The sequence below is a fragment of the Pseudomonas sp. JUb42 genome (genome assembly GCF_024807945.1).
In the GTDB taxonomy this organism is placed as follows: Bacteria; Pseudomonadota; Gammaproteobacteria; order Pseudomonadales; family Pseudomonadaceae; genus Aquipseudomonas.
In genome coordinates this window covers 463,081-487,398 of the sequence record NZ_JANUFD010000002.1, presented here as the reverse complement: position 1 = coordinate 487,398, position 24,318 = coordinate 463,081, and the positions used below count along the sequence as shown (strand labels likewise).

The window sequence follows — 24,318 nt, the reverse complement described above, 5'->3', positions numbered from 1 at the left end:
GCGTGTATCTTCTTTGCTTCCAGTCAAATTGCAGTCAGGTTCATATGCTAAAGCTCGAAGGAAAGGTCGCACTGATTACAGGCGGCAACAGTGGTATTGGTTTGGCCACTGCTCAGCGTTTCGCCGAACAGGGTGCCCATGTGTTTATTACAGGGCGCCGTCAGGCTCAACTTGATGAAGCGATTGCATCGATCAAGGGGCAGGTTGATGCGGTGCAGGGGGATGTTACTTGCGCCGAAGACCTGGACAAGTTGTTCGAATCCATTAAGGCAAAGGCCGGACGGCTGGACATTCTCGTGACTTCGTCAGGCGTCGCTGCTTATGCCACGCTGGATGCAACGACACCTGAGCACTTTGATCAGACCTTCGATGTGAACGTACGAGGGATGGTGTTTACCGTGCAGCGGGCTGTGCAACTTATGTCTGAAGGCGCAAGTATTGTCCTGGTGGGTTCTATTGCAGGTTCGATCGGTAATCCGGGTTACGGAACATACTCCGCGACAAAGGCTGCGGTGCGGTCTTACTCACGAACCTGGGCGAAAGAGCTGGCTGGGCGTGGCATCCGTGTTAACACCGTAAGCCCGGGCCCGATCGATACCCCGATGATGGATGGCGCGAGCGAAGAGGTGAAGCAGGGGCTGACCAGCATGATCGCGATGAACCGGTTAGGTGCTCCAGATGAAGTTGCAGGCGCTGTACTTTATCTGGCATCCGCCGACAGTTCGTATGTGACAGGTGCCGAGTTGGTTGTCGATGGCGGGTTCATGACCTGAGACTCCAGAGCTACCACTCTCGCCCGAGCAAATCGCCGCGCTCGCTCCTGCCGACAGTGACGTATGCGGTTTGCTGATCAGTTGCTCGAACCGACGCCTGCGGGATATGAAAACTTTTGTTGTGCCCGCGCCTATGCTGGCTTTTTAAGCTGAAACCTCAGACCTTCCGTGCAGAGCACGCCTTATGCGGCGCAGTTTTGGTACTTACTCAAAAAGGCCATGTTCCTGCTCAAACATGTCAGCTACCTCATTGGCCACAACACGAATAGATGCGTCTTTTCGATCACGACTGCGGGTCAGTAGAAACACCTCCCGGCTGGAGGGTACTACGCCAAGATCGCATATCCGCAGTGTCGGGTCTGTGCGCCCGATATAGTGAGGAATCAAGGCCAGTCCGATACCAGACCGGGCTGCCACGGCATGGAGAGCCTGATCCTTGGCGCGAAAAGCGATGCGGGCGCGGGGGAAGTGCCGGGTCACCCATTTTTCCTGGGACAAATAAGCATCGGCCTCATTGAAGCCAATCAATACCAGGTTACCCCCAGCTTCGACCGCGCGACAGGCCTCGCCCGTCCCATAGAAACCGTATCCGACAGTGGCCAGCGGACGCGCGATGATCTCGCCGTCCTTGGGTCTGTCGAAGCGGATCGCAATATCCGCTTCATGTCTGTCGAGACTGACAGAGCGCAGGGCGGGGGAAAGATCTATGTCCAGCTTAGGGTAACGGGCTGTCAACACAGGCAGGCGCGATATAAGAAAGCCACTTGAGAGACCGGGCGAGGAGCTGATTCTGACAAGGCCCGACGGGGCACCGTCCTGCATTCCTCGGCCAAGAATTTGGGCCGCTTGCTCCATGTCACTTGCCGCTTCAAGTGCATGTGTACCCGCCAGAGTCAGGGCATAGCCATCAGGGCGGCGCTCGACGAGCTTCTCGCCAAGGCTATCCTCCAACGAGTGGAGTCGGCGTGCGATTGTCGCATGGTTGACCGATAGCACTCGCGCTGCGGCAGACAAGCTTCCGTGCCGGGCCAGCGCCAAAAAAATTCTGACATCCTGCCAATCGAGGTCTGTGCGTTTTTGATCAGTCATTGATCGAAGATAGGGAATTTTCGATCATCTGACAACGCTTTATCTTTCGCTCACCCAACGAGCATGAAGGAGTTAAGCGATGTCAAACATCAAGAAAGTTGCGATCGTCACCGGCGCCTCACAGGGGATGGGTGAAGCTATCGTCAACGCCTATCGGGCCAGGGGCTATGGAGTCGTCGCCACGTCGCGTTCGATCCAGCAGTCTACCGATCCGGACCTGGTTACCGTTGCGGGTGATATTGGCGATCCCGAGACGAGCAAGCGGCTGGTAGCAGCGGCGCTCGAGCGGTTTGGCCGTATCGACACGTTGGTGAACAACGCCGGCATTTTCATCGGCAAGGCGTTTACGGACTACACAGAAGAAGATTACCGCTTGAAGTTGAAGACTAATCTCGACGGTTTCTTCTTCGCCACCCAGGCAGTCATTCCGGTGATGCTGGAGCAAGGCAGCGGCCACGTCGTCCAGATCACCGCCTCTACGGCAGAGTTCGCCAGCTCCCGTTCGCCCGCCTTCATTGCCATGTTGACGAAAGGCGGCATGAACTCCGCCACCAAGAGCCTGGCGATCGAATATGCCACCCGCGGCATTCGCGTGAACGCCGTTGCTCCTGGCGTCATTCGCACGCCGATGCACAACCCGGAAATTGTTGAGCAGTTAGCAGCCTTTCACCCCATGAATAAGCTGGGCGAAGTCGAGGATATCGTGCGCGCGGTTCTCTACCTTGAAGATGCTTGCTTCTCGACCGGTGAAATCCTGCACGTCGACGGCGGCCTGATTGCCGGCCGTTGATTCCATCAGAGGAGAGCGCCCTCGGCGCTCCTCGTCGCCCTTGGATAACATCTATGCCAATCGTAAATATCCTTGTCACCCGCGAAGGCACCTCACCGGGTGCGGACCGCACCACTGTCGACCAGAAGGCAGCAGTCTATAAGGGCATCGCCGATCTGCTCTTCAACGTCATGGGTAAACCCCGTGAAGACACAACCGTGATCTTCCATGAGCACGAGATCGATGACATAAGCCAGGGCGGGCTGCCGCTGGCGGTTTATCGTAGGTTGGTTGACGCAAAAATATCCAGCGTCGACTCAATACCCGACTGGCCCTCGCGACTGGCCTGAGCCCAATCGCGAACGGCCAGGCTTCAACGTGAAAGCCAGCCTGCCCGGTCAGCGTTTGACTGACCAGGCATCCGGATTTACCAGATTCGCCGGCCGCTCGCCATTCAAGGCGCTGAGCAGATTGTCCACCGCACAGCGTGCCATCGCCTCACGGGTCTCAAAGGTTGCCGAGCCCATGTGCGGGGTGGCCACCACATTATCCAGTTGCAACAGCGCAGACCCTTTGTCCAAAGGTTCATGCCCAAACACATCCAGCCCCGCCGCGCGAATCCGTTGATTACTCAACGCATCAATCAGCGCCTGTTCGTCCACAACCTTGCCACGGGCAATGTTGATGAAGATCGTCTCCGGGCGCATCAGCGCAATTTGCTCGGCGCCGATCAGACCCTCGGTTTCTGCCGTCAGTGGTAACGTCAGGCAGACGAAGTCCGCTTCTTTGAGCAAGTCCTCAAGGCTTCGATACTCGGCATTGAAGCGGGCTTCAACGGCAGGCTTGGGCGAGTGGCTGTGATAGAGGATCGGCATGCCGAAGCCGAAATGGCCGCGCTGCGCCAGCGCTTCGCCAATTCTGCCCATGCCGATAATGCCCAGCTTTTTGCCGTGAACATCACTGCCAAAATGCGCAGGACCGATGTTTTGCGTCCATTGACCGCTGCGTACCAGGTTGGCGAGCTCGACCACACGCCGAGCAGTGGCCATGATCAAGGCAAAGCCGGTATCGGCCGTAGTTTGGGTGAGGACATCCGGGGTGTTGCTCAGCAGGATGCCGCGCTTTGTCAGGTAATCAATGTCGTAGTTATCGACGCCCACCGAGACGCTTGAAACCACTTTGAGCCTGGGCGCCAGATCCAGCAACGCGGCATCAAGCTTCAGGCTGGCGCCAAGCAAGCCATCGGCCTTGTGCAACGCATCACGCAGGCAGGCCAGGCCAGCGGCGGACTTGGGGTCATCAATCAACGTGACCTCAGTGTGTGCCTGCAAACGTTGCATCAGCGGTGCCGAGAGTTTTTTGTACAGTACAACATGGTTGTTCATGGGTCGGTTCCTTTCAGGAGTGCGCAGGGGCACGACGAACACTCGAATCATCCTGCAAGGGCTGCGGCTTATTGTCCGGCTTGAGCAGCAGCGTCAGCACCACCGAGACCAACAAAGCCCCGCTCATGAACAGATACGACGCACTCAGTGAACCGGTGGCCCCATTGAGGTAGCCCACCAGGTAGGAGCCGGCAAACGAGCCCAGTGCGCCAAGGCTATTGATAAGCGCCATGGCCCCACCCGCAACGTTGGCCGGCAGAATTTCCGGGACGATGGCAAAGAACGGACCATAGGGTGCGTACATACACGCGCCCGCGATCACCAGCAGTGAGTATGACCACCAGAAATGCTCGGTACCCAAGGCATACGAGCCATAAAATGCCACGGCAGCCAGCAGTAGTGGTGGCCAGACGAACGCCTTGCGTTTTTGCAATTTGTCCGACGCCCAAGACACCAGGATCATGCCGATAACGGCGGCCAGATAAGGCAACGCCGAAAGCCAGCCGGCCTCCACCATATCCATTTGCATGCCTTTTTTGATGATGGTCGGCAGCCACAGCACAAAGCCGTACACACCGATACTCCAGCAAAAATATTGGGCGGCCAGCAACAGCACCTTTGGCGAGCGGAATGCTTCGGCATAATTTTTTACCGGCTTGATGCCAACCTGCTCGGCGTCCAGTCGGGCCTGCAACTCATCCTTCTCTTCAGCCGTCAGCCACTTGGCCTGGGCCGGACGTTCGTCCACCAACCGCCACCAGATAAATGCCCAGATCACTGCTGGCAAACCTTCTACGATGAACATCCAGCGCCAGCTGAAGTGCGCTACCAGATAACCCGAGACCACCGACATCCACAGCATGGTCGTTGGGTTACCCAGGATCAGCACAGTGTTGGCCCGTGAGCGTTCGGCTCGCGTGAACCAGTAGCAGAGGTATACCAGCATGGCCGGCATCACGGCGGCCTCGACCACGCCAAGCATGAAGCGGATACCGATTAACATATAGGCGTTAGAGACAACACCGGTCAGGGTGGCCAGGCCGCCCCAGAGAATCAGGCTGACAAAAATCAGCTTTTTCACGCTTTTCTTTTGCGCGTAGATCGCCCCCGGCACCTGAAAAAAGAAGTAACCGAGAAAGAACAACGCCCCGAGCAATGAGGACATGCCAGGGGTGATGTGCAGGTCTTCGGCCATGCCCGACGCCGCCGCGAAACCGTAGTTGGCGCGGTCCAGGTAAGCCAGACTGTAAGTGATGAATACGATAGGCATGATCAGCAGCCAGCGGCGTTTGAGGCCGCCAGGCCGGGTGGTATCGAGTAGCTTTGCCATGTCAGGCTCCAGTGTTGTTATTGTTGAGCAGGTGGTGAATGACGCAGCCTCCCAAAAGGGTCAGGCGGTTTGTGTATGTGACATTTGCGCAAGCTGCGCCGCCTGCAAGGCAGCGCGGGTGGGCAGCCCTTCCATATCGCCCCGGCTTTGCACCGCCAGGCTGCCAATCCAGTTACCACGCGCGGTAGCCTGTGCAAATCCGAGATTTTCCAGTAACGCGCTGATCACACCGACGGCAAAACCATCTCCTGCGCCCACCGTGTCTACGACCTGCGCCACAGGCTGGCCGGGCACGAAAGCTTCAGCCAATTCAGTGCGGTAATACGCGCCACTGGCGCCGAGTTTGATCACTACAGCTTCAACCCCCTGGTCCAGATAGAACCGGGCGATGTCCGCCGGCGTGTCAAAACCCGTCAGCAACTGGCCTTCAGCCAAACCCGGCATTACCCAATGGGCCAGGCTGGCAAGGTGATTGATCTCGCGGATCATGATGGCCTCACTCGACCACAGCGACGGCCTCAGATTGGGGTCGAACGACACGCTGCGCCCGGCCTCACGCATCTGCCCCATCAGCTCCCGGGACAGCGCACGGCAGCTGTCGGAAAGAGCAGCCGGAATACCGGTGGCGTGCAGATGGCGCGCCGTGAGCAGCCTGGGGACAAGGTCGTCAACGCAGAGATGGCTGGCCGCCGAGCCGCGGCGGAAGTATTCGACGACCGGATCTGCGCCTCCAAGCTCCAGTGATTTGAACTGAAAACCGGTGGGATGGCGCGAATCGACGGTCACGTGCTGACAGTCCACGCCTTCCTGCCGAAGACTGTCAGTGACGAATCGCCCCATGGAGTCGTTGCCGACCCGGCTCAGCCACGCCACGTTGAAACCCAGCCTGGACAAACCGATAGCGACGTTACTGTCGGCCCCGGCGATTCGTTTTTCGTAATGACGGACTTGCGCCAGATCACCGGGTTGCTCAGCGACCAGCATGGTCATGGTTTCGCCGAACGAAAGGATGTCGATATCAGACATGACTGGCCTCCCCAGCACGGTGAACGGGCTGTTGATGGTCGAGGCCGGCGAGCAGTGCGACCTGTTCTCGCGTCACGCCAAGCAGGTCATCACCTTGTAGCGGGTATTCCACAGCACGGGGCAAACCTTGCGCGAAGTGCTCGAACAGCCGTTCCCAGAGTTGCAGGTCGGCCGGTTCTGGTGGCAAAGCGATCAATTTGCCAGCCGGGTTGCGGCGGACGGCTTTGCAGTGGACGTACTCGACATAACGGCCCAGCTGCTGCGCAGCGCCCATCACGGATTGTTCCTGCCAGAGCCAGTTACCAATATCGAACGTCATGCCGATGGGCAATTTAAGCCCCTGTACCGCGCTGAAAAAAGCCACGAGTGGCTCGATTCGACCGCCTTGCGCGGTTTGGTCGTTCTCCACCAACAGACGAACATCGTGGCGCGCCAGGTGCTCCGCCAACTGCGCAAGATCACAGTGCTCGGAAAAATACCCCAACGACACCTTGAGCCATGCTGCGCCACAGGCGATGGCGCGATTGAGGGTAGGTTCCAGCTCAGGATTAACCTGAGTCTGCCCTTGCAGCCACAGCTCGAGTGGCGCCGAGTACAAGCATTGCAGACCCTGTGCAGCGATCTGCTCGGCCATTGCGTAAAGATCCTCATCGACAAGCAGTTCTTCGCGCACCTCGATTCGCGTCACACCAGCCTCGCCCAACAGCGGAATAAAACTGGCCTGACCTCGTTCGCGAACCAGGTCGGCACCAAAGGCACCCAAGCTAATGGCAACGGGGTATTGATTCATTATTGTTGTCCTCTGAAACCGGTTTCATTTTTATTTGAATGGGCAGCATTACAAAAGTTCGTATAAATCCTGGCGGTAGACCTGCGGTATTAAAGGGGGGAGGGCGTCAGTGGACCGGGCGTGTAGAACCGCGCACGATCAGCTGTGCAGCAAAGTCGTAGGTTCGCGCCGGCGCCTGATCACCCGCCAGACGCTTGAGCAGACACTCAAACGCCGTGACGCCTATCTCATGAGTGGGCTGAGCAAGTGACGTGATGCCGCTTCCAACCAGCGGGTACCAATCCAGCTCATCGAGGGCGATCAGCCCCACCTCGGCAAACAACGGGCAGCCAAGTTCATGCAGCCGACGTGTGGTAATCAGCGTCGCCACACCATTACCTGTGAAGATTGCCTTGGGCCCGTGGCCGCTGGCCGCCAGGAATGCCTGCAACCGAACTTCCAGCTTGTCACTGGTTTCACAGACCTGCCCACGCATGTCCGAACGCAGCGCTATTTGCGCCATGAACGCCTCGACGCGCTCGATCCGCGAGCTGGTGCCATCCTGCGGTTCAGTCACCAGCAGAATGTCGCGATAACCCGAGGCGTGTAGATGGTCGAGGGCTTGCCTGACAGTTGCGATGTTGTCCAGCCCGACCAAATCGCTGTGCAATTCATCGACCTTGCGATCAACCAGAACCATTGGCAGTTCGTGATGCAGTTCGCGCAGTTCATCCAGGTGATGGCCGAGCGTGTTCACGATCAGCCCTTCGATGTTGTAGGAGCGCAACGCCGCCAGATGCAGGCGCTCCTGCTCATCGTCGCGATCAGTGTTGCACACCACCAGGCTGTAGCCGTGTTTGCGGCACGCGGTTTCTACGCCATGCATGACGGCAACGGAATAAGGATTGCGGATGTCGGCCATCAGCATGCCGATCAGGCGAGTACGCCCGCGCTTGAGCCCTCGCGCCATCTGATTGGGGCGATAACCGAGCGTATCGATAGCCTGTTCGATACGCCGGGCAATGGCGACAGACAGCAGTTGACGGTCATCACCGATAAACCGGGAGACGCTGGCCTTGGATACGCCCGCCAGATCAGCGACGTCATTCATGGTCACGCGTGCACGGGAAGAAGATGCTGGAAAACTGTTCACGGCCTGGTCCTTTTTGGTCTTGTCTGCAGGCTTGTACGGTTAGAGCATTGCGGCTCTGAAACCGGTTTCAGGAAACACCAAAGCTCGCCCATCGTCAATGCACAAGCGGATAAAAAGATGGATCGGAGGCCTCGCAAGTTGGTCAATATCTGCCATCACTTACCGAACCGTTTACATCCGTCACACTCAAAGGTGGTCTATCCGCTCAAATTTCACCGATCAAGAAGACGGAGTAGTCTCTGTGAAATCGTTATTCCACGGAAGTCGACGGGCCCTAACACTCGGCGTATTTGCTATGGCGATACAGCTTTCTGGTTGTGTTGGCATGTTCAATAAAGACCCACACGAAATCGCGCAATCCTGGGTGGGCTTTAACGTCAACTCATTGCTGCAGCAATGGCATGGCGACGGTTCAGAAGCTTTCCAGAACGGCAATGAAACAGGCTACTACTGGAGCTTTGGCGTCAACGGTGGTTACGTCAACACCTCTCACCAAGAGGCCCAGGGCTATGGCGGTAATGGCCAGATGGTCATGGGTGAAGTGGGGGGCGGTTACTACAAACCGGCGGTCAGCTATTGCGAGCTGACGTTCTACACCGATGGCTCGGGTACTATCACCCGCTACTCCCTGAAGGAGTACGACCACAATAACTGTGCGCGATACGTGAACAGTTGGGGCAGTCCGAGGGACAGCCGACACTCTTGAGGCGCCTGCCGGGTGCGGAGGGCGAGTCGTGAGCGATATGTTCGATTTGGGTCGTTTCGTCGAAGCACAGACCCCGGTCTTCAGCCGGGTACTGGATGAGTTGAGCGCTGGGCGCAAAGCGAGTCATTGGATGTGGTTTGTGTTTGCGCAGTTGCGCGGGCTCGGGCATAGCGAAATGGCCAAGCGTTTCGCCATCTCGGGGCTGGCTGAGGCGCGAGCGTATTTAGAGCACGATGTGCTGGGGCCACGGCTTGAGGAGTGCGTTAAAATCCTGCTAAGCCATTCTGAAAAGAGCGCCACCCAGATACTCGGTTCGCCGGATGATATGAAGCTGCGCTCATGCCTGACGCTGTTTCTGGCTGCCCATCCTAAATCTCCGCTGTATCAGCAGGCACTGGATCAGTTTTATTCGGGAGCGGTAGATGGCCGAACGGTTGCTCTGCTTCAAGGTCAGAATGGCTGAATTCATGCGCAGCAAGAATCCCTTTAACCACGGATAGTTGCGCTCAGTTGCACCAAAGCCCTGATCAACACGTTGGGGCTAGGTCAGTAGAAGGACGCCATTTTGCGTCCGCTAACAATCAGGGAAAGATGTCATGCGCTACCGTGAACGAAGCGACGAACATGCCGAGCGATTCCAGCAGGCGATCGCCAATCACCTCGGCATCACTGCTGAGGAACTGGACGAGTGGGTCGTATTGGAGCAGGAAGAGTTTACTGACGAAGGCGAGCTTGTCAGCCATTTCCTTGAGTTCGACAAGAATACACCATCGGGCATTCTGGCTCGGGTTGGACTGCCCCAGGACGGCACGAAAGTGAAGTATCTGGAACCAGGCAGTATTACCCTTCTTGATGATGACGTGCCCAGCCTGGGCAGCGCAGAGGGGGCTGAACCTTTGACGCAGGTCAGCGCAGCGACGTATCAGCCGTCGTCTTTTCCCAAAGTCGTGAAGTGGCTATTTATCAGCTTGCTAGTCGCGGTGAGTGCAGCCGCGGCAACGGTTGCATGGATCCTGCACTCTTTGGGCCCGATGCCTTCTTTTGGCTGATTATTGGTGGCATCAGGTGGGGGCGATCTGCTCCTGATATTCGGCCAGGTATTGTTTGGCCAGCGCTGTTTTTTGGCTTTCATCGAGCAGCTTGCCTGCTGCCTGGAAGAACTTCTGTTCTTCTTCCTTTAAATGATGATGCACCTTGTGCGTGAGTTTTTTGGCCGTCACTAACCAGGCAGGGCTCGACATCTCGGTCTCATCAAGCGTCTCCATCATTTCGTCCATTTCATGATGTTCTGAAATGGCATGCCGGCTCAGGTCAATACCGTTGTCATGGGCCATGAGGGGTATGTAAAAACAGCGTTCCTCCGCCGTTTCATGCGCCTGTAGCTCGGCTTTCAACCGTTCGTAAGCTTCTTTACGTTCGATGTTGTCACCATGAGTCACCGTCAATGCATCGGCATAGCCGCGCTGGCGATCGTGGCTTTCTCGCAGGGCTTCAAAAATGTTCATGATAAGTCTCGATTGCGCGTGAGTAGTGTCAGATAGACACAAGCCAGCGCAAGGGGTTCATGCTTTCGATGACACAGCCTTTCAATCCCTTAGTGGTGTGCGATTAGAGATTTGCTCGTTCTTGCAAATCGTTCATAGCGGCTTGTGCAGCGCGGCAAATTAATGAGAAAAAGCGCACTCACTCATCAATTAACGCGACCATGCCCATCAACTCGATTCAGGCGCAGAAGTTCAAGCGGTGCTGCCTTCGCTGGACCTTGTTTACCCTTGGCATGGCCGTCCTGTCATCGGCCTTTTCGCTATGGCGTGACTGGATCACCACCGATCCCCTTGACGTGCCGATCACGCTGTCTCAAGCGCAAATCATTGATGAGTCGGTGGAGATCCGCGCGCCAGACTATACCCAACTCATTATCCGTTTCACGGGCCTGAACCGACAAACGCTGAACACATTGGCGGCCTTCGACAAGGCTCATGTCCTGCCGCCTGTTACGGTGCAGTGGAAGCTGCTCACGCCTGATGGCGTAGTGATCGATCAAGGCGATGCGCACACGGGCAAGGTTGACGGATGGGCGAGTGATTTCGTCGATCATGAACTGGGCACGATTCATTACCCGCAACCTACCGGCCACTACCGCTTTCAGGCCCAAGTGGTGTCCCCTGACCCTGCGTATAGCCAGATTAATGCGCACTTGATGCTGGATGCCCATGCCAAAAGTGCAAGCGACTGGCGGTTCGAATTACTGTTCTTCGCAATGTACGCGCAAGTGTTGGTGATATGGCCACTGGGTGTGTTGAGCGGCATTTTCATGATCTACAACGCTGTGGCGTGGTGGCGATTTCGCGGATAGGCAGTCAGGTTGAGGCCTGCTTACCCGTTCGATTTATATACGGTAGCCTTGCACGAGGCCAAGACAGCAGGTCTGTTCAGGAAGGCGGATCAAGAGGGACATTCATTAAAAATCTGCGATTCCTGGCTTAACCAATCCAAGACTTGGGATGCATCCCCCAACTTTCGAAGGCCGGAATTCGCTACACTGCAAGCCGTACTGTCAGCGCCATTCAGGCGCAATGCATGTTGGATACGCCTCTGCGCTCTGATCGATGGCGCTCTATCAACCAACACCGTCGGCTAAATACAATGCTCAAAGTGCGGACTTCGAGAATTATTCCGTTTGTTTTCATATTGTGCACCTCGCCCTGCTACGCAGACCGGGTCATTGTCGATGCGGGACATACACCTGCTCACCCAGGTGCAACGGGGGCAAGCGGCAGGGTCGAGCATCTTTACAACTTGGATCTAAGCGCGGCAGTTGCACACGATCTTCAGGCCGACGGTGATCGCGTCACGCGTACAGGTGCCGACGATCGAGAAATCACCTTAGCCGACAGACCTAATGCCGAACCGGGCGCGAACCTGTTCGTTTCAATTCACCATGATTCGATGCAGCAGGCGTGGATCAACGCGGGTCGCCGTCGAGAGTTCAAGGGATACTCGATTTTCGTGTCGACACTGAATCCGCATTATCAACAAAGCCTCGCCTGCGCAAAGGCCATTGGTGAGAAGCTGCTCGCGGCTGGCGAAATGCCCTCTCTTTATCATGCTACGCCGATCAAAGGCGAAAACCGGCCGCTTATTGATCAGCGACTCGGTATTCACCGTTTCGACGATCTGATCGTGCTCAAAACGGCTCCGATGGCGGCTGTGCTTGTTGAAGCGGGTGTTATTGCCAATCCCGACGAGGAACCACGCCTACAGAACCCCGCGACGATTGCGAAAATCGCAAATGCAATTTCGCAAGGGGTCGTTGCTTGCCAGCCTTGATAGGCAGGAATATCTCTACTCAGCCAAGAATTTCAACCAAGAGAAGTGAGAGTGATGATGAAGAAAATCGCAATTGTCCTGATGGCTGTCGTTTTCCCCCTTGGGGCACACGCTGCAGGGTGTGCCAAGCCCCGTAATGCGTTCGATCAGGTTTATTGTGCAGGCAACCTGTTCTCGCAGGCTGACCGCGATCTGAATCAGGAGTACACCGGCCTGCGTAAACATCTCAATCCAACGCAGCAGACTTCGCTGAAAACTGGCCAACTCGCCTGGATCAAGCAGCGCGATAATCAATGCAGCGAAGAGAAGCCGAGCGGCTACTTTGTCAATCTGGACTGTGCGGTAGATATGACCCAGAAACGCATGGCATTCCTGCAGGAACGCGAACGCGAGTGCACCAGTACCGGCTGCGTTGAGTCGAAGCTCGGCGAGTAAGACCGCGACAGACCTCGTAACCCACGGGGTCATTTCCCCGCAGCTGCGGCGCCCGATTTCCAGCAGAGCGTCGCGCAACCGATCATTCTCGACGAGGGATAAGGGCGCTGCCGCTGTCGCGAGGTTATCAGTGGCTGCCCGTAATGCGCGTTGTATAGAGGCGACGAGACGAGGGATGCCAAGGCAGTATTGGACGCTGGTATTGCTTTTGGTGCAGTGACCTGGGGCTATAACCGCGCCGACGTATTGCTTGCCGGGCAGCCATCGAGAGTCTTTTGGAATCCTGCGGATCTTGCCCGGATAATTGACCCTATCCAGTGAACATATCGCTCAACCTGGAGTTAGCCGGCCGTGGTTTTAATCGCCAAGCTGTTTGCGGGTGCGAAGGTTCCGTTTGTCGGGACCCCGCGTTCGGTTTGAACGCACCCTTGATCGCTGGCTCACATGAACATGAATGAGCACACAGTAGTACCGTCAAAAGTGCCCTTGATCCTGCTGGTCGAAGACGACTGGGTTATCAACGGATTAATTCAGGACATCCTGGAATTTGAAGGGTTTAAGGTGCATGCGGTCGACACTGCGGACGAAGCCTGGCAGTTTTTGCTGGCAGACTCTTGCCAGGTTGATCTCATTTTCTCCGACATCCATTTCCCGGGTCTGCTGAGCGGTATCGACCTTGCGAACCTGACTTACGGGCGATGGCCTCACCTGCCTATCATCCTTTCTTCGGGAAGTCGGTACCCACAGCCGCTGGCGAGCGGCTGCTCTCCTGTTTTTGTGTCTAAGCCCTGGCATTCCATGGCCATAGGCGCCGTGTGCCGACATGTCTTGGCCAGGAGGCCGATACGGGGGATCGCGAATGAGCATATCCGTCAGTAACGGGTAGTCGGCAAGCGGTGAATGACAAAGGGGCGCGATAGCTGCGAATCTTCTTTCGCATAACGCCTGCGTTGTGCGACGGCACTGCCCCCCGTAACATCAACAGCCGCTATTCAAGAGCAACAAGAACGGTACAACAAGGCCCGATTGTAATCTATGTAGGGAACGCAATACCCACTGCACATACTGCGGCTGCCTTCAGAAGGTCAGGCGTCATGCTGTGTCCTTTATCTACCATGCAGTTGGCAATTTTAAGCGGTTGCATTGGATACCTTTTACAGCAGTCTGCAAGCTCATATGCAATTGTCCCTATGCCGTTAACTAAAAGACAGGTTACAAATGGAGTTAATTGTACGCCGAATCGGGTGGTTTTAATGCTTGTCGTTACCCCGTTATAGGTAAGCTTGGCGCTTGCATTTAGATGTCCGTATACGGATACGCAAAGTTCGGTAATAATTTCCTCGCCAGCTATTTCACATAACACCTTGAGGGAGTACTCCGATCCCTCGTCATCGGAAAGCTCTATCGTCAAAATATCCATACTCTTCTTCCTTTAAAGTCTATCCGCCCGGGACTACAGGCATGTCGTAATTGTAGCTGGCTGATGGAGTAGCATGGGAAGCGTTAGTCGTTAAAAAGCTGAGGCCCCTGACTGAAATTGAATGCCATAGTCCGACGGGTAGCGTATTTCGTATATATTAACGCCTGCGACGTCTCGTTCGCCGCTCACGTTTAGACGGGTTCAAGTTAGGTGCCAGCTAACAAAGCGTCTTTAATTCTTTTTAATGCCTTGTTTCTCAGCTGATCTCGTTTGCTGAATGACAAACATTCAGACATCTTTGAGCATCTAAACTCCGACACCTCGTCTATCCATTGATGAATTCGAGCATCAACAAGCTTTTCCGCCAAGTCACTTGCGTCTGGCGCTAGATTCAAGTCGGCGAACCGTCCTCTAAAGGGCAGACGCATCCTGAGATCTAGATCATTCCAATCCGTCCATAAACTCACGTCGCAGTTCTCACTCTTTGAACATAAGATGGCAAGATCCTTTAGTTTGGACATTTCGTTTTGGATTTCATCCGAAAGCATCATGGTTGACGACCTTGTGGTATCGACTGCGAGCAGCCAACCATTATCAGAGTTTGAGGCCGTCTGTGCATACGCAAGGATTGTCTTAAGTCTTGAGTACGCTCTTATAATTGTTTCTTGCGGGGTGAAAGATATTCGCTCCAAGTCGCCAGGCCAATTGCTAAGAGAGGAGTAATCTCTCACAATGATTTTTAGTGGTCTGGGAGACTCTTTGGCATATTGTGGGAGGCTCGTCAGTTCGGCATCCAATGCCTCCAATGTTGTAGAGAGGGTTTTATCATTCCCCCCAATGCTGTTCATATAAATATTAAGGCGGGCCGTGCTCTGAAAAGAGCTGACGGCTTGCTTTATACTTGCAGCTAAACCTCCGCCACCGGCCGAACCAGATACCGATAATCCGAGTGATTTCTTTTCTTCTTCTGAGGTGCCCGATATTTCAAGCACCGCTTTTATGATTGCTCCGGGCTGGATGGTAGCGACGAAACCGGTGCCACACTGCCTGTAAAATTCTGCGATATTAGACTTCGCTAAGTCTAGATGCTTGGAGGTCAAGGTTACGGCTCCCCCCGTGATTAGTTTTTCGTCGTTCTGATTGTTCGTGGTAGTTGTTACGATCAAAGTCGGTTTTGTTTTAGGGGCCGCGAATGTAGGACCTCGAATTACTTCGGCAAAAACCGATAAATAGGTTGACGTTGATTTTAAGTTGGTTGCGTGAACGAAGTCGGTTGATGCCGAGTAAGATCCCGTGATGGACTTAAAGCTGGCAGACGCTGAGACCTCTAGTGTTTTTTGTAGTGATTCATTGTCTACCACCTTTTCATAAGTTATTCGTTTGTCATTGTAATCAAGTGTCACTGTGTCGAAGCTTACGCATATAGAATCCGATTTTTCTGCTGCTTCGATATTCCACCCTTGGCCCAGAACGACGGGATTATAAGCAGGGAAGTCCACGAGCATCGGTGTTGTATCGGCATACAGATTTTGAATGACTGATAATGTTATTCCAGTAATAAAAGTGCTTGACTTATTCATTTTGGAAGCATCTCCGTCAAACATGCATCCAAAGCTTCGTTTCTGTCTATCTCCGTGGGAATTCGTTGTTCTGAAGCTCTTATTTCGCCGCTCACATTAATTTTGCCTTCACCACCACAGCCATGCCCATTACACCACGCTCGTCCAACGACAGCATTGCTATCCTGGCTAACAAGCGATACACCTGACCTGGTTGGAGTATCCCCTCCGGTCCGAACGACGCTTCCGGTGCCGGGAACTAATTGCCAACCAGCATTTGCTGGCATGGAAAAAGAAGTGTCTTTGTTTTCTATGCCAACGCAACCCTTGAACGTCTCGTTATGCCCAGGTGGGCAGCCTTCAGCTATTGATAATGTTCTCGGACGAGAAGACGATAACTTGAGTTCAGTGAGGCGGTTAGCGACGCAGCTTTTTATTTTTTCGGACGTAGGGTCGTCCGCATAAATTGTCCCGCTCATCGACACGCTTATTGTCAATAAAGCAGTCATGATTTTCATAAGATCACCCTTGCGAAATATTATTTTACTTGGCTTCCAGGGCTGACTACGTGCTCTCAGGAATGGGTTTAGCCCATCACGCAAATTTCGTCCAGGGCCGCTCGTCTATGTTGGGATATCTATTCCCCTTGCGGCAGAGCAACCGAAGGCACACGAGAGGGTCCCGTTCGTAATAATGACGGGTTATTCGGAAAGCCCGCGTCGACTGCCGAGGGGGAGTATTGATCGGTTATGTGTCGAGTCTTTTTACAAAGCTGAATTCAAACGCTAATTAGTTGTAACGGAAATGGACGAACGACTTCAAACGCCGTTATTTGAGTTCCATATAACTTATTTGCGTTGATTTGATGGTTTTTGTCAGTCGCTCGCTGTCATATTGAGTTACTTGTCCGCTTCCATCCAATGGTTTGGTAAATGAAAGGTGGATACGCTCCTCAGCAAAAGTCACTCGGCAGCCGTACCCTCTACCCGCCGAAGCATCCCACCCCAATCCGCCCCCAACACCCGACACACATCCATAAACTCAATCACATCCAACCGCCTTTCCCCATTCTCAGTCTTCGACACAAAAGACTGCGGTCGCCCGAGCTTGGTCGCCAATTCCTTCTGCGTCATGCCTGCCGCATTGCGCGCTTCCAGCAGGAGCGTCAGCAGGAATTGGTAGCGGGTGTTATGGATGCTTTTCACGTGGGGGATGCCGTTCAATGGTCCGGCAATCTAATTAAACCTAAATTGGGATTATCCCAAAATGGGTTTTTGGTTTAGAATGGCTACTGAGGCTGATCATGAATTCGCTACACAGGAGTCAACCATGGAAGAAGTCAACGCAATCACCCGCCAGCAGGTCGCCAGCGCCATGTACGCCCACATCATGCGCAACTGGGAAGACCTCCCCGAGGAAAGCAAATGTGCCTTGGGTTTCGACTGTGTGCCAGGCGGTGAAGGAGAGGAGCGAGCGCTACGGCATATGGCCCGTCTGTTTATCGAGTATGCCGAGGTGTCGTTTAGCCGGGCGTTGGCGGCACGGCGTCGGCGGCTTGGGTTGGAGGCTTGAGCCTGTTTGAAGCTGCTAGGGGCATGACGGGCTGCCACTGCAATTTCAGAGCCCCGGCATGTGTGTCGGATATTCGGGCCTCTTCGCGGGCAAGCCTCGCTCCCACAGGGGATTGGGATAGAGGTTTGGCATTGTGATCAGGGTGTCAGCAGCGCTGCTTCGTACTCTTCAACGAACTGCGGCAGGGTGTAGCCGAGTACAGCGCAGAGGTCGCGCAATTGGACCAGGTCCAGGCGGCGCAGGCCGGTTTCGACGTCGCTGATGTAGGACTGTGGGCGGCCCAGGGCTTTGGAGCAGTCGTTCTGGGTCAGGCCGGTGTTGCTGCGGATGGCCTTGAGCAATTTGATCAGGACCTGATGTTCGTTTCGGTAGATGGCTTTGGTCATGGGTGCTGCTCGTGATGGAACAGCGACTTACGCTATAACTGGTTTTCAGATATCTGATATTCAGATATTGTTGTGCTGTATTTGTTCAAACGGTCAAGGAGGCCAAAGGATGCAGAGTCGTAAAGCACGCATTCAAATGAATCGACACGAAGTGGCGAGTGCCATGTACACCCACATCATGCACACCTGGGAGGATCTCCCCGAAGACAGCAAACGCGCCCTGGGCTTTGACTGTGTGCACGGCAGTGAAAGCGAGGAGCGGGCGTTGCGGCATATGGCGCGGTTGTTTATCGAGTATGCGGAATTGTCGTTTGGCCGGGCGTTGATGGCGCGGCGGCGGCGGTTGGGGCTGCATAGGTAGAGGGCTCCCACATGGATTGCATTTCATGTGGGAGATCCCGCCCCGTTTACGACACCGCACTGTCACGCAGCAAACACTAGCCGAGGCAGGGAGCAAATCTTGTGGGAGCGAATTCATTCGCGAAGAGGCCGGTACATTCGACGCATCTTCATCGCCTGGAACACTGCTTTCGCGAATGAATTCGCTCTCACAGAGTCTTTGTGATTCAGTAAGTTGCGCGTTGTTTGATGAACGGTGGGGTGGTACGTTCGCAGCCTTCGGCGGCTCTTACGGGGATTGCATTCAGGTCATTGGCTGTTGCGCCACGGCTTTAGCCACAGGGCAAGGCCCACCAACAGGATCAGGCCGTAGCTGCAGCTCAAGCCCAGTTGCAGCCAGATGTTGTAGATCGGATGCAGTGCTACGGCGGCGAGCAGCATGACGACTGCTCCCAACGCCCACTGACTGCGCCACGGCACAACCCTCAATAGTTCCTGCCGCCGCATCAGCAGCAATCCGGTGACGATAGCCCCTGCCAGTGCGGCGATGGCGATGCCGATCAGCCCGAGGAAGAACGGCAGCACGGCCAATAGCAGCGCATTGCACAGGCTGCCGAGCAGTTCGCAGTTCAGCGGCATGCGGGTATCGCCTGCGGCGTAGGCGTAGCGGGCCAGCAGTGCGTTCCAGGCGCCAAACATCAAGGGCACGGCAAACCAGGCGAGCAGTTCCGGCAACGGGCCGTCGTGGGTCTGGTTGGGCAGGAGCAGGGCGACCAGAGCGCCTGCCGCGCCAATGAGCCCGGCGACGGCGGGCAGGGTGAGGAGGGTGGCGCTGGCCAGGCCTTTGCGCAGCAGGAGCAGGCGTTGGTCGCCAGCGCTGCCGCTCATCAGGCCGAGCAGAACCTGGTTGAGGCTCATCAGGGCAATCAGCGGCAGGTTGATCAGTTTGCGGGCCAGGTTGATCCAGGTGACGGCACCTTCGCCGAGCAGGGACGCGACCATGCGTTCGAGCAGGGCCAGGCCCTGGCTGGCGAGGTTGCTGCTGAGCAGCGGGCCGATGCGTTGCAGCAGTTCTTTGCTGGCGCCGGGTTCGCTGTGCCAGTGCCAGGGTTTCCAGCCCAGTCGAAACAGCGTTGGCAGGAGGACGCCGGGCATTAGCAGGCTGCCGAGCACGCAGGCGCTGGCAAGGCCCGTGGGCGTGGCGGCGTGATGGCTGATGGCGAGGTAGAGCACCGGCGGCAGGTTGAACAGCAGCGAGCCGAGCCCGGCGAGGACAAAGCGCGAATGGGCCTGTAACGGCACGCAGAGCAGGCCGTGGAGCAGAAAGCCCGGTGCGCACCACGCCAGCCAATGCAGGCTGTTGCCCGCCAGCAGGTAGCCGCTGTCATCCAGGCCGGGGCCGACGGCGCGCACCCATAGCGGTGCGCCGAGGCTCAGCAGCAGGCTGATGCCCAGGCCGCAGAGCAGCAGGCGCGGGGCCAGGGCGCCGAGCCAGCGTTGCTGTTGCCCGGCATCGCGCTGTTGATAGAGCGGCAGGGCGGCGGCGCTGAGCAGGCCGGCGGCCAACGCCATGCGCAGGGCTTCGGGGAGGAACATCGAGACGAGGAAGGCATCGCTCTGTGCCCCCGCGCCCCAGGCCGCGACCAATAGCCACTCACGGGCAAAACCGGCGGCCAGGCCGGTGAGGGTGGCCAGGGTCAGCCACAGGGTCGATCCGAGCATGGCGCGGCTCAATGGAACAACGTGAACAGGCCTTTGCCGCCCACTTTGTAGTTGAGGCCACGGGCGCGCTCGCCTTTGATTTCGGCGTTGGGGCCGCTGACGATGGCGTAGGGCGGTATCGGTTTGGACACCACGCTGCCACCGCCCACCACTGCGCCTTCACCGATATCGGCGCCGAAAGACAGCAGCGCGCGGCTGCAGATCCAGGCGTAGTCGCGGATGAAGACCGGCCCGCCCACGGCCCAGAACTCCGGCGCTTGCAGGTCGTGACCACCGGCGATGATCAGCACATGTGAGGCGATGGTTACGTGATCGCCAATGACCAGGCCACCGCGTGCATCGAGCTGACAGTGCCAGCCCACGGTGCTGTCGTTGCCGATGCGCAGGCTGTCGACGCCGAGTATTTCGGTGTTGCGCCATACCGACGAGCCCTTGCCGATTTTCGCGCCGCCCAGGCGCAGCCAGGCCAGGCGCACGTTATGGCTGGGAATCTTGCAGATCAGGATGTTGTAGGCCTGCTCCCAGGTGCGCAGCATGCGGTCGCGCAGGGTTGGCCAGTTGATGCCGTACAGCGGGATCAGCGGGCCGAGGGTCTCGCGGCTGAGCAGTTTGTAGAAGCGCCGGGCCAGGGGATGGTCGATGCGGGTTTCGATGTTCAGGTAGCTGATGAAGGACAGGGTGCGGTTTTTCAGCGGCTGCTCGAAGCACACTTCGTTGTCGAGCATCCATTGGTAGGCGGCTTGCAGTTCGTCCAGGGGCACGGCCATTTTCTGTGCGTAGTCGGGCAGCGCCAGGCGCAGGTCGTGGGAGTGCAGCATGCGGTGCTTCATGATTGGATTCCCATATCGGTGCGGGCAGCAGGAGTGGCGTAAGGCCGGACTACGCCGCTGGCCTTGAGGCGTTTGGCTTCGTGCAGGTTGATGCCCAGAAACAGCCAGAACAGCGCGACCAGCACGGTGGTGAAGCTGAAGTAGTGGTCGAAGACGCCGCTCAGCAGCGCCGCTCGCAGCCCGGCCAGGGTGCCGAGCCACAAGGCGTTGTCGTGGCTCAGGCGGATGCGCCCGCGGGCCGGGCGGGTTTCATTCCACCAGCTCCAGATCACGGCGATGTACAGCAGCATGCCGGGGATGCCGATCTTGTAGACGAAGTTCAGCCATAGGTTGGAGATGCCGAACAGCGTCGTGCCGGGCACCGGCGGGTCGATCTTGAAGCCGATGCCGAGGGGGAATTGGGCGACGGCTTCGGGGAAGTGTTCGTACTCGAGGAAGCGAATCGCGGTACTGGTATCGTCCTGGGTGAACAGGCCGAGCAGGCGCTCCTGCAACGGCGGGTAGAACATCAGCAGCAGCGCACCGGCCACGGCACCGGCCATGAGGATGCGGCCGACATGGGGCACGCGCTTGGCCGCCATCATGATCATCACCACCATCAGGCTGACCAGGGCGCCCCGGGAGCCGGTCAGCAGCAGGCCGATGCTGCCCAGTATCGCCACTGACAAGCCCAGCGACCGCGCCCAGCCGCTGCGGGTAATGCCGTAGCAGAAGGCCAGGGGCAGCGTCAGGGCCATGGCACCGCCCGCGACGTTGGGGTGCATCCACGGTGAGCCCATGCGTGTCGACAGTGCCGAGAGGCTGTCACCGAGTACGCCAATGCCACCGTAGCCGAGGGCGCCAAGGATCGGTGTCATCGCTGTGGCGCTGCGGTTGACCAGATACACCGGGATCGACAGCAGCAACAGCAGCAGCGTGCCAGCCATCATCGAGAAGACCATGCGGTCCAGGGTCTGGGCATTGATCAGCAGGCGCGGCACGAGGAATAGCGCCGACAGATTGAACAGCCAGCGCACCCAGTTGATCGGGCCGTTGCCCTCGGCAGTGATCATCAGTTGGCCGACGACAAAGGGCAGGGCGGTGTAGAGCATGAGGATGAACAGCCAGCGCTCGGTGCGCATCATCGGCGGCACCCGGGGCGGGTCGCCGAACATGTTGTGGGCCAGGTAGGCAGCCCAGGTCAGCATCAGCAGGGCTTCGGATACCGTGGTGCGAAAGCCGATATTCATGGTCGCGTAGGGCAGGAAGCAAGCAATCAGGCCGAACAGCAGCAGGCCGCGCACGGGTTGACGAATGATGGTGATGCCCGCGCCCAGGCCGGCCATCGCTACCAGCACCACGGGGGCCGGCAGCAGCCAGAACATCAGGCTGAAGATCAGGGCCAGAAACAACCCCGTGGGCAACGCAATGGGCATCAGCGCAGTTCCTCGAGCAAGACATTGAAGCGTTGCTTGAACGCATCGAGGGCGTAGTTTGCCGCCCAGTCCTCTAGGGGCTGGGGATCTTCCGGGGCGGCGCTCGCCAGTTGGCCCATCAGGCGTATCAGTGCGGAGCTGTCGGTGGGAGAAAAGCGCGGGCTGTGTGGCGGGCTGATCTCGTCGAGGGAGGATCCGCTGGCCACTGCCACCGGGGTGCCGACGCTCAGGGCTTCGATCACCGGCAGGCCGAAACCCTCGCCACGGGACGGATGCCACAGGCGCCCGGCGTGACGGTACACGGCGTGCAACTGCGCATCGCTGAGGTCGGTGAGGGCGTGCAGGCCCGGCAACTGGCGCTGACTCTCGGTCAGGCAGGCATCGCCGCCGACCAGGACCAGGTCCGGGGTAGAGGGAAATTGCATGCGCGCGCTCTGCCAGGCATCGACGAACCAGGGAATGTTTTTGCGCGGTTCACGCGTGCCGACACACAGCCAGTAACCCTCGGGCAGTTGCAGGTCGCTGATATCCGCCGGTTCGCCGACGAAGCCTTCGACCAGCAATGGCAACACCCGCAGCTTTGCGTTGGCCGACGGAAACAGCCGCCGCACTTCGCTGGCGGTGTACTCGGAAGCGACCCAGACCCGGTCGGCCACGCGCAGGGACCAGGCGATCGACAGGTAATCAGTGAACCGGTAGAAGGCCGCCTTGAGTCGCGAACCGTGGCTGTTTTTCTGGGTCAGTTGGAACACGTCGTGCAGTTGCAGCACGTAGCGCATGCCCGCCGGTTTGCGGCCGATGGGCAGGCCCATATTGAGGTTGGCCATGTAAATCTCGATTTCTGCATCCTGCAACGCGGTGGGCAGGAAGCAGGCTTCGAACCCCAGGCGATCCGGCAGGCGGTGCACGGCATTGAGCGGCGTAGAGCTGCGTGGGCAGTGGATCAGGCGGCGGATCGGGTGATCGAAAGGCGCCACACCGAACAACTGCAGTCGCACGTCGGGGTGGGCGCGCAGGGCGTGTTCCAGGGCGAAGTTCTGCCGGCCGATACCGGTGGTGGCGTAGCCCGCAGCCGGGCGGTAATCAAGTCCGATATGCATAGTTGGCCGTTTCCTTGGCTGGGGAGAGACGGGTATAGATGGCTTCCAGTTGCCGGGCCGACACGGCCCAGTCATGGGTCGCGCGCACGTAGGCACGGCCAGCTTCGCCGACCTGTTCCAGGCGTTCCGGGCGGTTGAGGCTGCTGGCGATGATCCGCGCCAGTTCGGCAGGGTATTCGCTGCCCAGGTAGTGCTCACCGTTGATCACCGCAAGGCCCGAGGCGCCCTGTTCGGTGGTGACCACCGGCAGACCTGCGGCCATGGCTTCCAGTACCTTGAGCTTGGAGCCGCCGCCCTGGCGCAGGGGCGCGAAGAAGATCGCCGTCTGGTTTTGCAGTACGCGCAGGTCGGGGACGAAGCCCAGCCAGTCGATGCGCGGATCGGTCCAGCGCTCACGCCATTGTTCGGGCAGGGCAAAGCCGCCGATACTGAAGCGCACGTTGGGCGCCAGTTGCCAGACGTGCGGCATGATTTCGTCCAGTGCCCATTCCACCGCATCGACATTGGGGCCGTATTCGTAGTTGCCGATAAACAGCAGGCGCTGGCTGGCGCGGTCCGGGCGCACCTTGGCGTAGTAGTCGCAGTCGACGCTATTGACGACGACGGCGGTAGTCTTGGCGCTGAGCCGGGCCAGGCCGCGGGCGTCGTCTTCGCTGACTGCAATCAGCTCACTGGCCTGACGCAGCACGCGGCTTTCCCAGCGCCGGTAGCGCCAGCGGTCATAGCGGGCGAACAGCCCGGCCCAGTTTGGCAGCAGGCTGTAGGAGGCGGCGCCGAGGGCTGATTCGATATTGTGCTCGGCCAGCACGAAAGGCTTGTGGGCCTTTTGCAGTGGCCGTTCGAAGGGCTGAAAACCGTAGCTGTGCTGGATCTGGATCACGTCCCAGTCCTCTGCCAGCAGTTGCTCGAACGTGTGCTGCAAGTCCGGGGCGAAACCATTGACGCTGGCCAGCATCGGCGGCGTGGCGAAGGCCACGGCGAGCAGGGTGCGGGCGCTGCGCAGGGGGCGGCGGGGCAAGACGATCAGGCGCTCCAGCCAGGGTTCCAGGGCGGCGCGGGTGGCATCGTCCAGGGCGACTTTGGATTGCACCAACAGGGTGATCCGGTGGCCACGGGCAGCGAGGTTGCGCAGCAAATGATATTCCCGGGTCTTGCCGCCGCTGGTGGTGGGCCAGGGCAGATAGGGCAACGTCCAGAGGATGCGCATGGC

At 57.5% G+C, this 24,318-nt stretch carries 29 protein-coding genes; 12 read left to right on the top strand and 17 right to left on the bottom strand.

What is annotated here, in order from left to right; genetic code table 11:
- Window positions 1-44 precede the first annotated feature (44 nt).
- On the top strand, window positions 45-773 hold the full coding sequence (locus tag M2401_RS06080; RefSeq protein ID WP_259100706.1) for an SDR family NAD(P)-dependent oxidoreductase: 729 nt from the start codon (window positions 45-47) through the stop codon (window positions 771-773).
- 204 nt (window positions 774-977) lie between these two features.
- Here M2401_RS06080 and M2401_RS06075 read toward each other — a convergent pair whose 3' ends face one another.
- The gene (locus M2401_RS06075; protein WP_259100705.1) at window positions 978-1,862 is read right to left on the bottom strand and encodes a LysR family transcriptional regulator; all 885 of its coding nucleotides are present in this window, start codon (window positions 1,860-1,862) and stop codon (window positions 978-980) included.
- A gap of 79 nt (window positions 1,863-1,941) precedes the next feature.
- Here M2401_RS06075 and M2401_RS06070 point away from each other — a divergent pair, with 79 nt between their 5' ends.
- Entirely contained in the window at window positions 1,942-2,652 is a 711-nt protein-coding gene (locus M2401_RS06070; protein WP_259100704.1) for an SDR family NAD(P)-dependent oxidoreductase, read from the top strand.
- A gap of 53 nt (window positions 2,653-2,705) precedes the next feature.
- Entirely contained in the window at window positions 2,706-2,981 is a 276-nt protein-coding gene (locus tag M2401_RS06065) for a tautomerase family protein (RefSeq protein ID WP_259100702.1), read from the top strand.
- A gap of 48 nt (window positions 2,982-3,029) precedes the next feature.
- Here the strand turns inward: M2401_RS06065 and M2401_RS06060 are convergent, their stop codons facing one another.
- The 5 genes from M2401_RS06060 to M2401_RS06040 form a co-directional block, all read right to left on the bottom strand.
- The gene (locus M2401_RS06060) at window positions 3,030-4,016 is read right to left on the bottom strand and encodes an NAD(P)-dependent oxidoreductase (protein ID WP_259100700.1); all 987 of its coding nucleotides are present in this window, start codon (window positions 4,014-4,016) and stop codon (window positions 3,030-3,032) included.
- 13 nt (window positions 4,017-4,029) lie between these two features.
- Window positions 4,030-5,346: an MFS transporter gene (locus tag M2401_RS06055; RefSeq protein ID WP_259100697.1), complete on the bottom strand. Its 1,317-nt coding sequence runs from the start codon at window positions 5,344-5,346 to the stop codon at window positions 4,030-4,032.
- 60 nt (window positions 5,347-5,406) lie between these two features.
- Window positions 5,407-6,372: a sugar kinase gene (locus M2401_RS06050; RefSeq protein ID WP_259100695.1), complete on the bottom strand. Its 966-nt coding sequence runs from the start codon at window positions 6,370-6,372 to the stop codon at window positions 5,407-5,409.
- Complete coding sequence (locus tag M2401_RS06045; RefSeq protein ID WP_259100693.1) at window positions 6,365-7,162, bottom strand: sugar phosphate isomerase/epimerase; 798 nt, start codon at window positions 7,160-7,162, stop codon at window positions 6,365-6,367. Before M2401_RS06045 ends, M2401_RS06050 begins: the two co-directional genes overlap by 8 nt.
- Window positions 7,163-7,268: 106 nt before the next feature.
- A complete protein-coding gene (locus M2401_RS06040; protein ID WP_259100840.1) occupies window positions 7,269-8,252 on the bottom strand; it encodes a LacI family DNA-binding transcriptional regulator in 984 nt (327 codons plus the stop codon).
- Window positions 8,253-8,619: 367 nt separating this feature from the next.
- On the opposite strand from M2401_RS06040, the gene M2401_RS06035 reads away from it, so the two are divergent.
- The 3 genes from M2401_RS06035 to M2401_RS06025 all read left to right on the top strand — a co-directional run bounded on the left by M2401_RS06035 (window position 8,620) and on the right by M2401_RS06025 (window position 10,049).
- Complete coding sequence (locus M2401_RS06035) at window positions 8,620-9,000, top strand: hypothetical protein (protein ID WP_259100690.1); 381 nt, start codon at window positions 8,620-8,622, stop codon at window positions 8,998-9,000.
- 28 nt (window positions 9,001-9,028) lie between these two features.
- Window positions 9,029-9,463 carry a DUF1810 domain-containing protein gene (locus tag M2401_RS06030; RefSeq protein ID WP_259100688.1) on the top strand — a complete coding sequence of 145 codons (435 nt, stop codon included), beginning with the start codon at window positions 9,029-9,031 and terminating at the stop codon, window positions 9,461-9,463.
- A 133-nt stretch (window positions 9,464-9,596) separates the two neighbouring features.
- Entirely contained in the window at window positions 9,597-10,049 is a 453-nt protein-coding gene (locus M2401_RS06025; protein ID WP_259100686.1) for a hypothetical protein, read from the top strand.
- Window positions 10,050-10,061: 12 nt separating this feature from the next.
- On the opposite strand, the gene M2401_RS06020 is transcribed toward M2401_RS06025, so the two are convergent.
- Complete coding sequence (locus tag M2401_RS06020; protein ID WP_259100684.1) at window positions 10,062-10,505, bottom strand: hemerythrin domain-containing protein; 444 nt, start codon at window positions 10,503-10,505, stop codon at window positions 10,062-10,064.
- Window positions 10,506-10,705: 200 nt separating this feature from the next.
- Here M2401_RS06020 and M2401_RS06015 point away from each other — a divergent pair, with 200 nt between their 5' ends.
- From M2401_RS06015 to M2401_RS06000, 4 genes are all read left to right on the top strand, one after another.
- Window positions 10,706-11,356 (top strand): hypothetical protein, encoded by a 651-nt coding sequence (locus tag M2401_RS06015; protein ID WP_259100683.1) that lies wholly within the window; start codon window positions 10,706-10,708, stop codon window positions 11,354-11,356.
- Window positions 11,357-11,580: 224 nt separating this feature from the next.
- A complete protein-coding gene (locus tag M2401_RS06010) occupies window positions 11,581-12,330 on the top strand; it encodes an N-acetylmuramoyl-L-alanine amidase (RefSeq protein ID WP_259100682.1) in 750 nt (249 codons plus the stop codon).
- Window positions 12,331-12,384: 54 nt separating this feature from the next.
- Entirely contained in the window at window positions 12,385-12,765 is a 381-nt protein-coding gene (locus tag M2401_RS06005) for a lysozyme inhibitor LprI family protein (protein ID WP_259100681.1), read from the top strand.
- A 450-nt stretch (window positions 12,766-13,215) separates the two neighbouring features.
- Complete coding sequence (locus M2401_RS06000) at window positions 13,216-13,644, top strand: response regulator (RefSeq protein WP_259100680.1); 429 nt, start codon at window positions 13,216-13,218, stop codon at window positions 13,642-13,644.
- 154 nt (window positions 13,645-13,798) lie between these two features.
- On the opposite strand, the gene M2401_RS05995 is transcribed toward M2401_RS06000, so the two are convergent.
- The 4 genes from M2401_RS05995 to M2401_RS05980 all read right to left on the bottom strand — a co-directional run bounded on the left by M2401_RS05995 (window position 13,799) and on the right by M2401_RS05980 (window position 16,949).
- A complete protein-coding gene (locus M2401_RS05995) occupies window positions 13,799-14,185 on the bottom strand; it encodes a hypothetical protein (RefSeq protein WP_259100679.1) in 387 nt (128 codons plus the stop codon).
- Between the two features lie 206 nt (window positions 14,186-14,391).
- Complete coding sequence (locus M2401_RS05990; RefSeq protein WP_259100678.1) at window positions 14,392-15,765, bottom strand: hypothetical protein; 1,374 nt, start codon at window positions 15,763-15,765, stop codon at window positions 14,392-14,394.
- The gene (locus M2401_RS05985; protein WP_259100677.1) at window positions 15,762-16,262 is read right to left on the bottom strand and encodes a hypothetical protein; all 501 of its coding nucleotides are present in this window, start codon (window positions 16,260-16,262) and stop codon (window positions 15,762-15,764) included. Before M2401_RS05985 ends, M2401_RS05990 begins: the two co-directional genes overlap by 4 nt.
- A gap of 444 nt (window positions 16,263-16,706) precedes the next feature.
- Window positions 16,707-16,949 carry a helix-turn-helix transcriptional regulator gene (locus M2401_RS05980; RefSeq protein ID WP_259100676.1) on the bottom strand — a complete coding sequence of 81 codons (243 nt, stop codon included), beginning with the start codon at window positions 16,947-16,949 and terminating at the stop codon, window positions 16,707-16,709.
- 124 nt (window positions 16,950-17,073) lie between these two features.
- Between M2401_RS05980 and M2401_RS05975 the strand changes: the two genes are divergently transcribed.
- A complete protein-coding gene (locus M2401_RS05975; RefSeq protein ID WP_259100674.1) occupies window positions 17,074-17,316 on the top strand; it encodes a hypothetical protein in 243 nt (80 codons plus the stop codon).
- Between the two features lie 137 nt (window positions 17,317-17,453).
- On the opposite strand, the gene M2401_RS05970 is transcribed toward M2401_RS05975, so the two are convergent.
- Window positions 17,454-17,702, bottom strand: coding sequence for a helix-turn-helix domain-containing protein (locus M2401_RS05970; RefSeq protein WP_259100672.1), 249 nt, complete (start codon window positions 17,700-17,702; stop codon window positions 17,454-17,456).
- A gap of 109 nt (window positions 17,703-17,811) precedes the next feature.
- Here M2401_RS05970 and M2401_RS05965 point away from each other — a divergent pair, with 109 nt between their 5' ends.
- Entirely contained in the window at window positions 17,812-18,063 is a 252-nt protein-coding gene (locus M2401_RS05965; RefSeq protein ID WP_259100671.1) for a hypothetical protein, read from the top strand.
- Window positions 18,064-18,350: 287 nt separating this feature from the next.
- Here M2401_RS05965 and M2401_RS05960 read toward each other — a convergent pair whose 3' ends face one another.
- Genes M2401_RS05960 through M2401_RS05940 form a run of 5 tightly spaced genes read right to left on the bottom strand, consistent with a single transcriptional unit; the run spans window position 18,351 to window position 24,315 of the window.
- A complete protein-coding gene (locus tag M2401_RS05960) occupies window positions 18,351-19,763 on the bottom strand; it encodes a lipid II flippase MurJ (RefSeq protein WP_259100670.1) in 1,413 nt (470 codons plus the stop codon).
- Window positions 19,764-19,771: 8 nt separating this feature from the next.
- Window positions 19,772-20,593 carry an acyltransferase gene (locus tag M2401_RS05955; RefSeq protein WP_259100669.1) on the bottom strand — a complete coding sequence of 274 codons (822 nt, stop codon included), beginning with the start codon at window positions 20,591-20,593 and terminating at the stop codon, window positions 19,772-19,774.
- Window positions 20,590-22,008 (bottom strand): O-antigen ligase, encoded by a 1,419-nt coding sequence (locus tag M2401_RS05950; protein ID WP_259100668.1) that lies wholly within the window; start codon window positions 22,006-22,008, stop codon window positions 20,590-20,592. Before M2401_RS05950 ends, M2401_RS05955 begins: the two co-directional genes overlap by 4 nt.
- Entirely contained in the window at window positions 22,008-23,108 is a 1,101-nt protein-coding gene (locus tag M2401_RS05945) for a glycosyltransferase family 1 protein (protein WP_259100667.1), read from the bottom strand. The genes M2401_RS05950 and M2401_RS05945 overlap by 1 nt, the downstream gene beginning before the upstream one ends.
- Window positions 23,092-24,315 carry a glycosyltransferase family 4 protein gene (locus tag M2401_RS05940; protein ID WP_259100666.1) on the bottom strand — a complete coding sequence of 408 codons (1,224 nt, stop codon included), beginning with the start codon at window positions 24,313-24,315 and terminating at the stop codon, window positions 23,092-23,094. The genes M2401_RS05945 and M2401_RS05940 overlap by 17 nt, the downstream gene beginning before the upstream one ends.
- Window positions 24,316-24,318 lie beyond the last annotated feature (3 nt).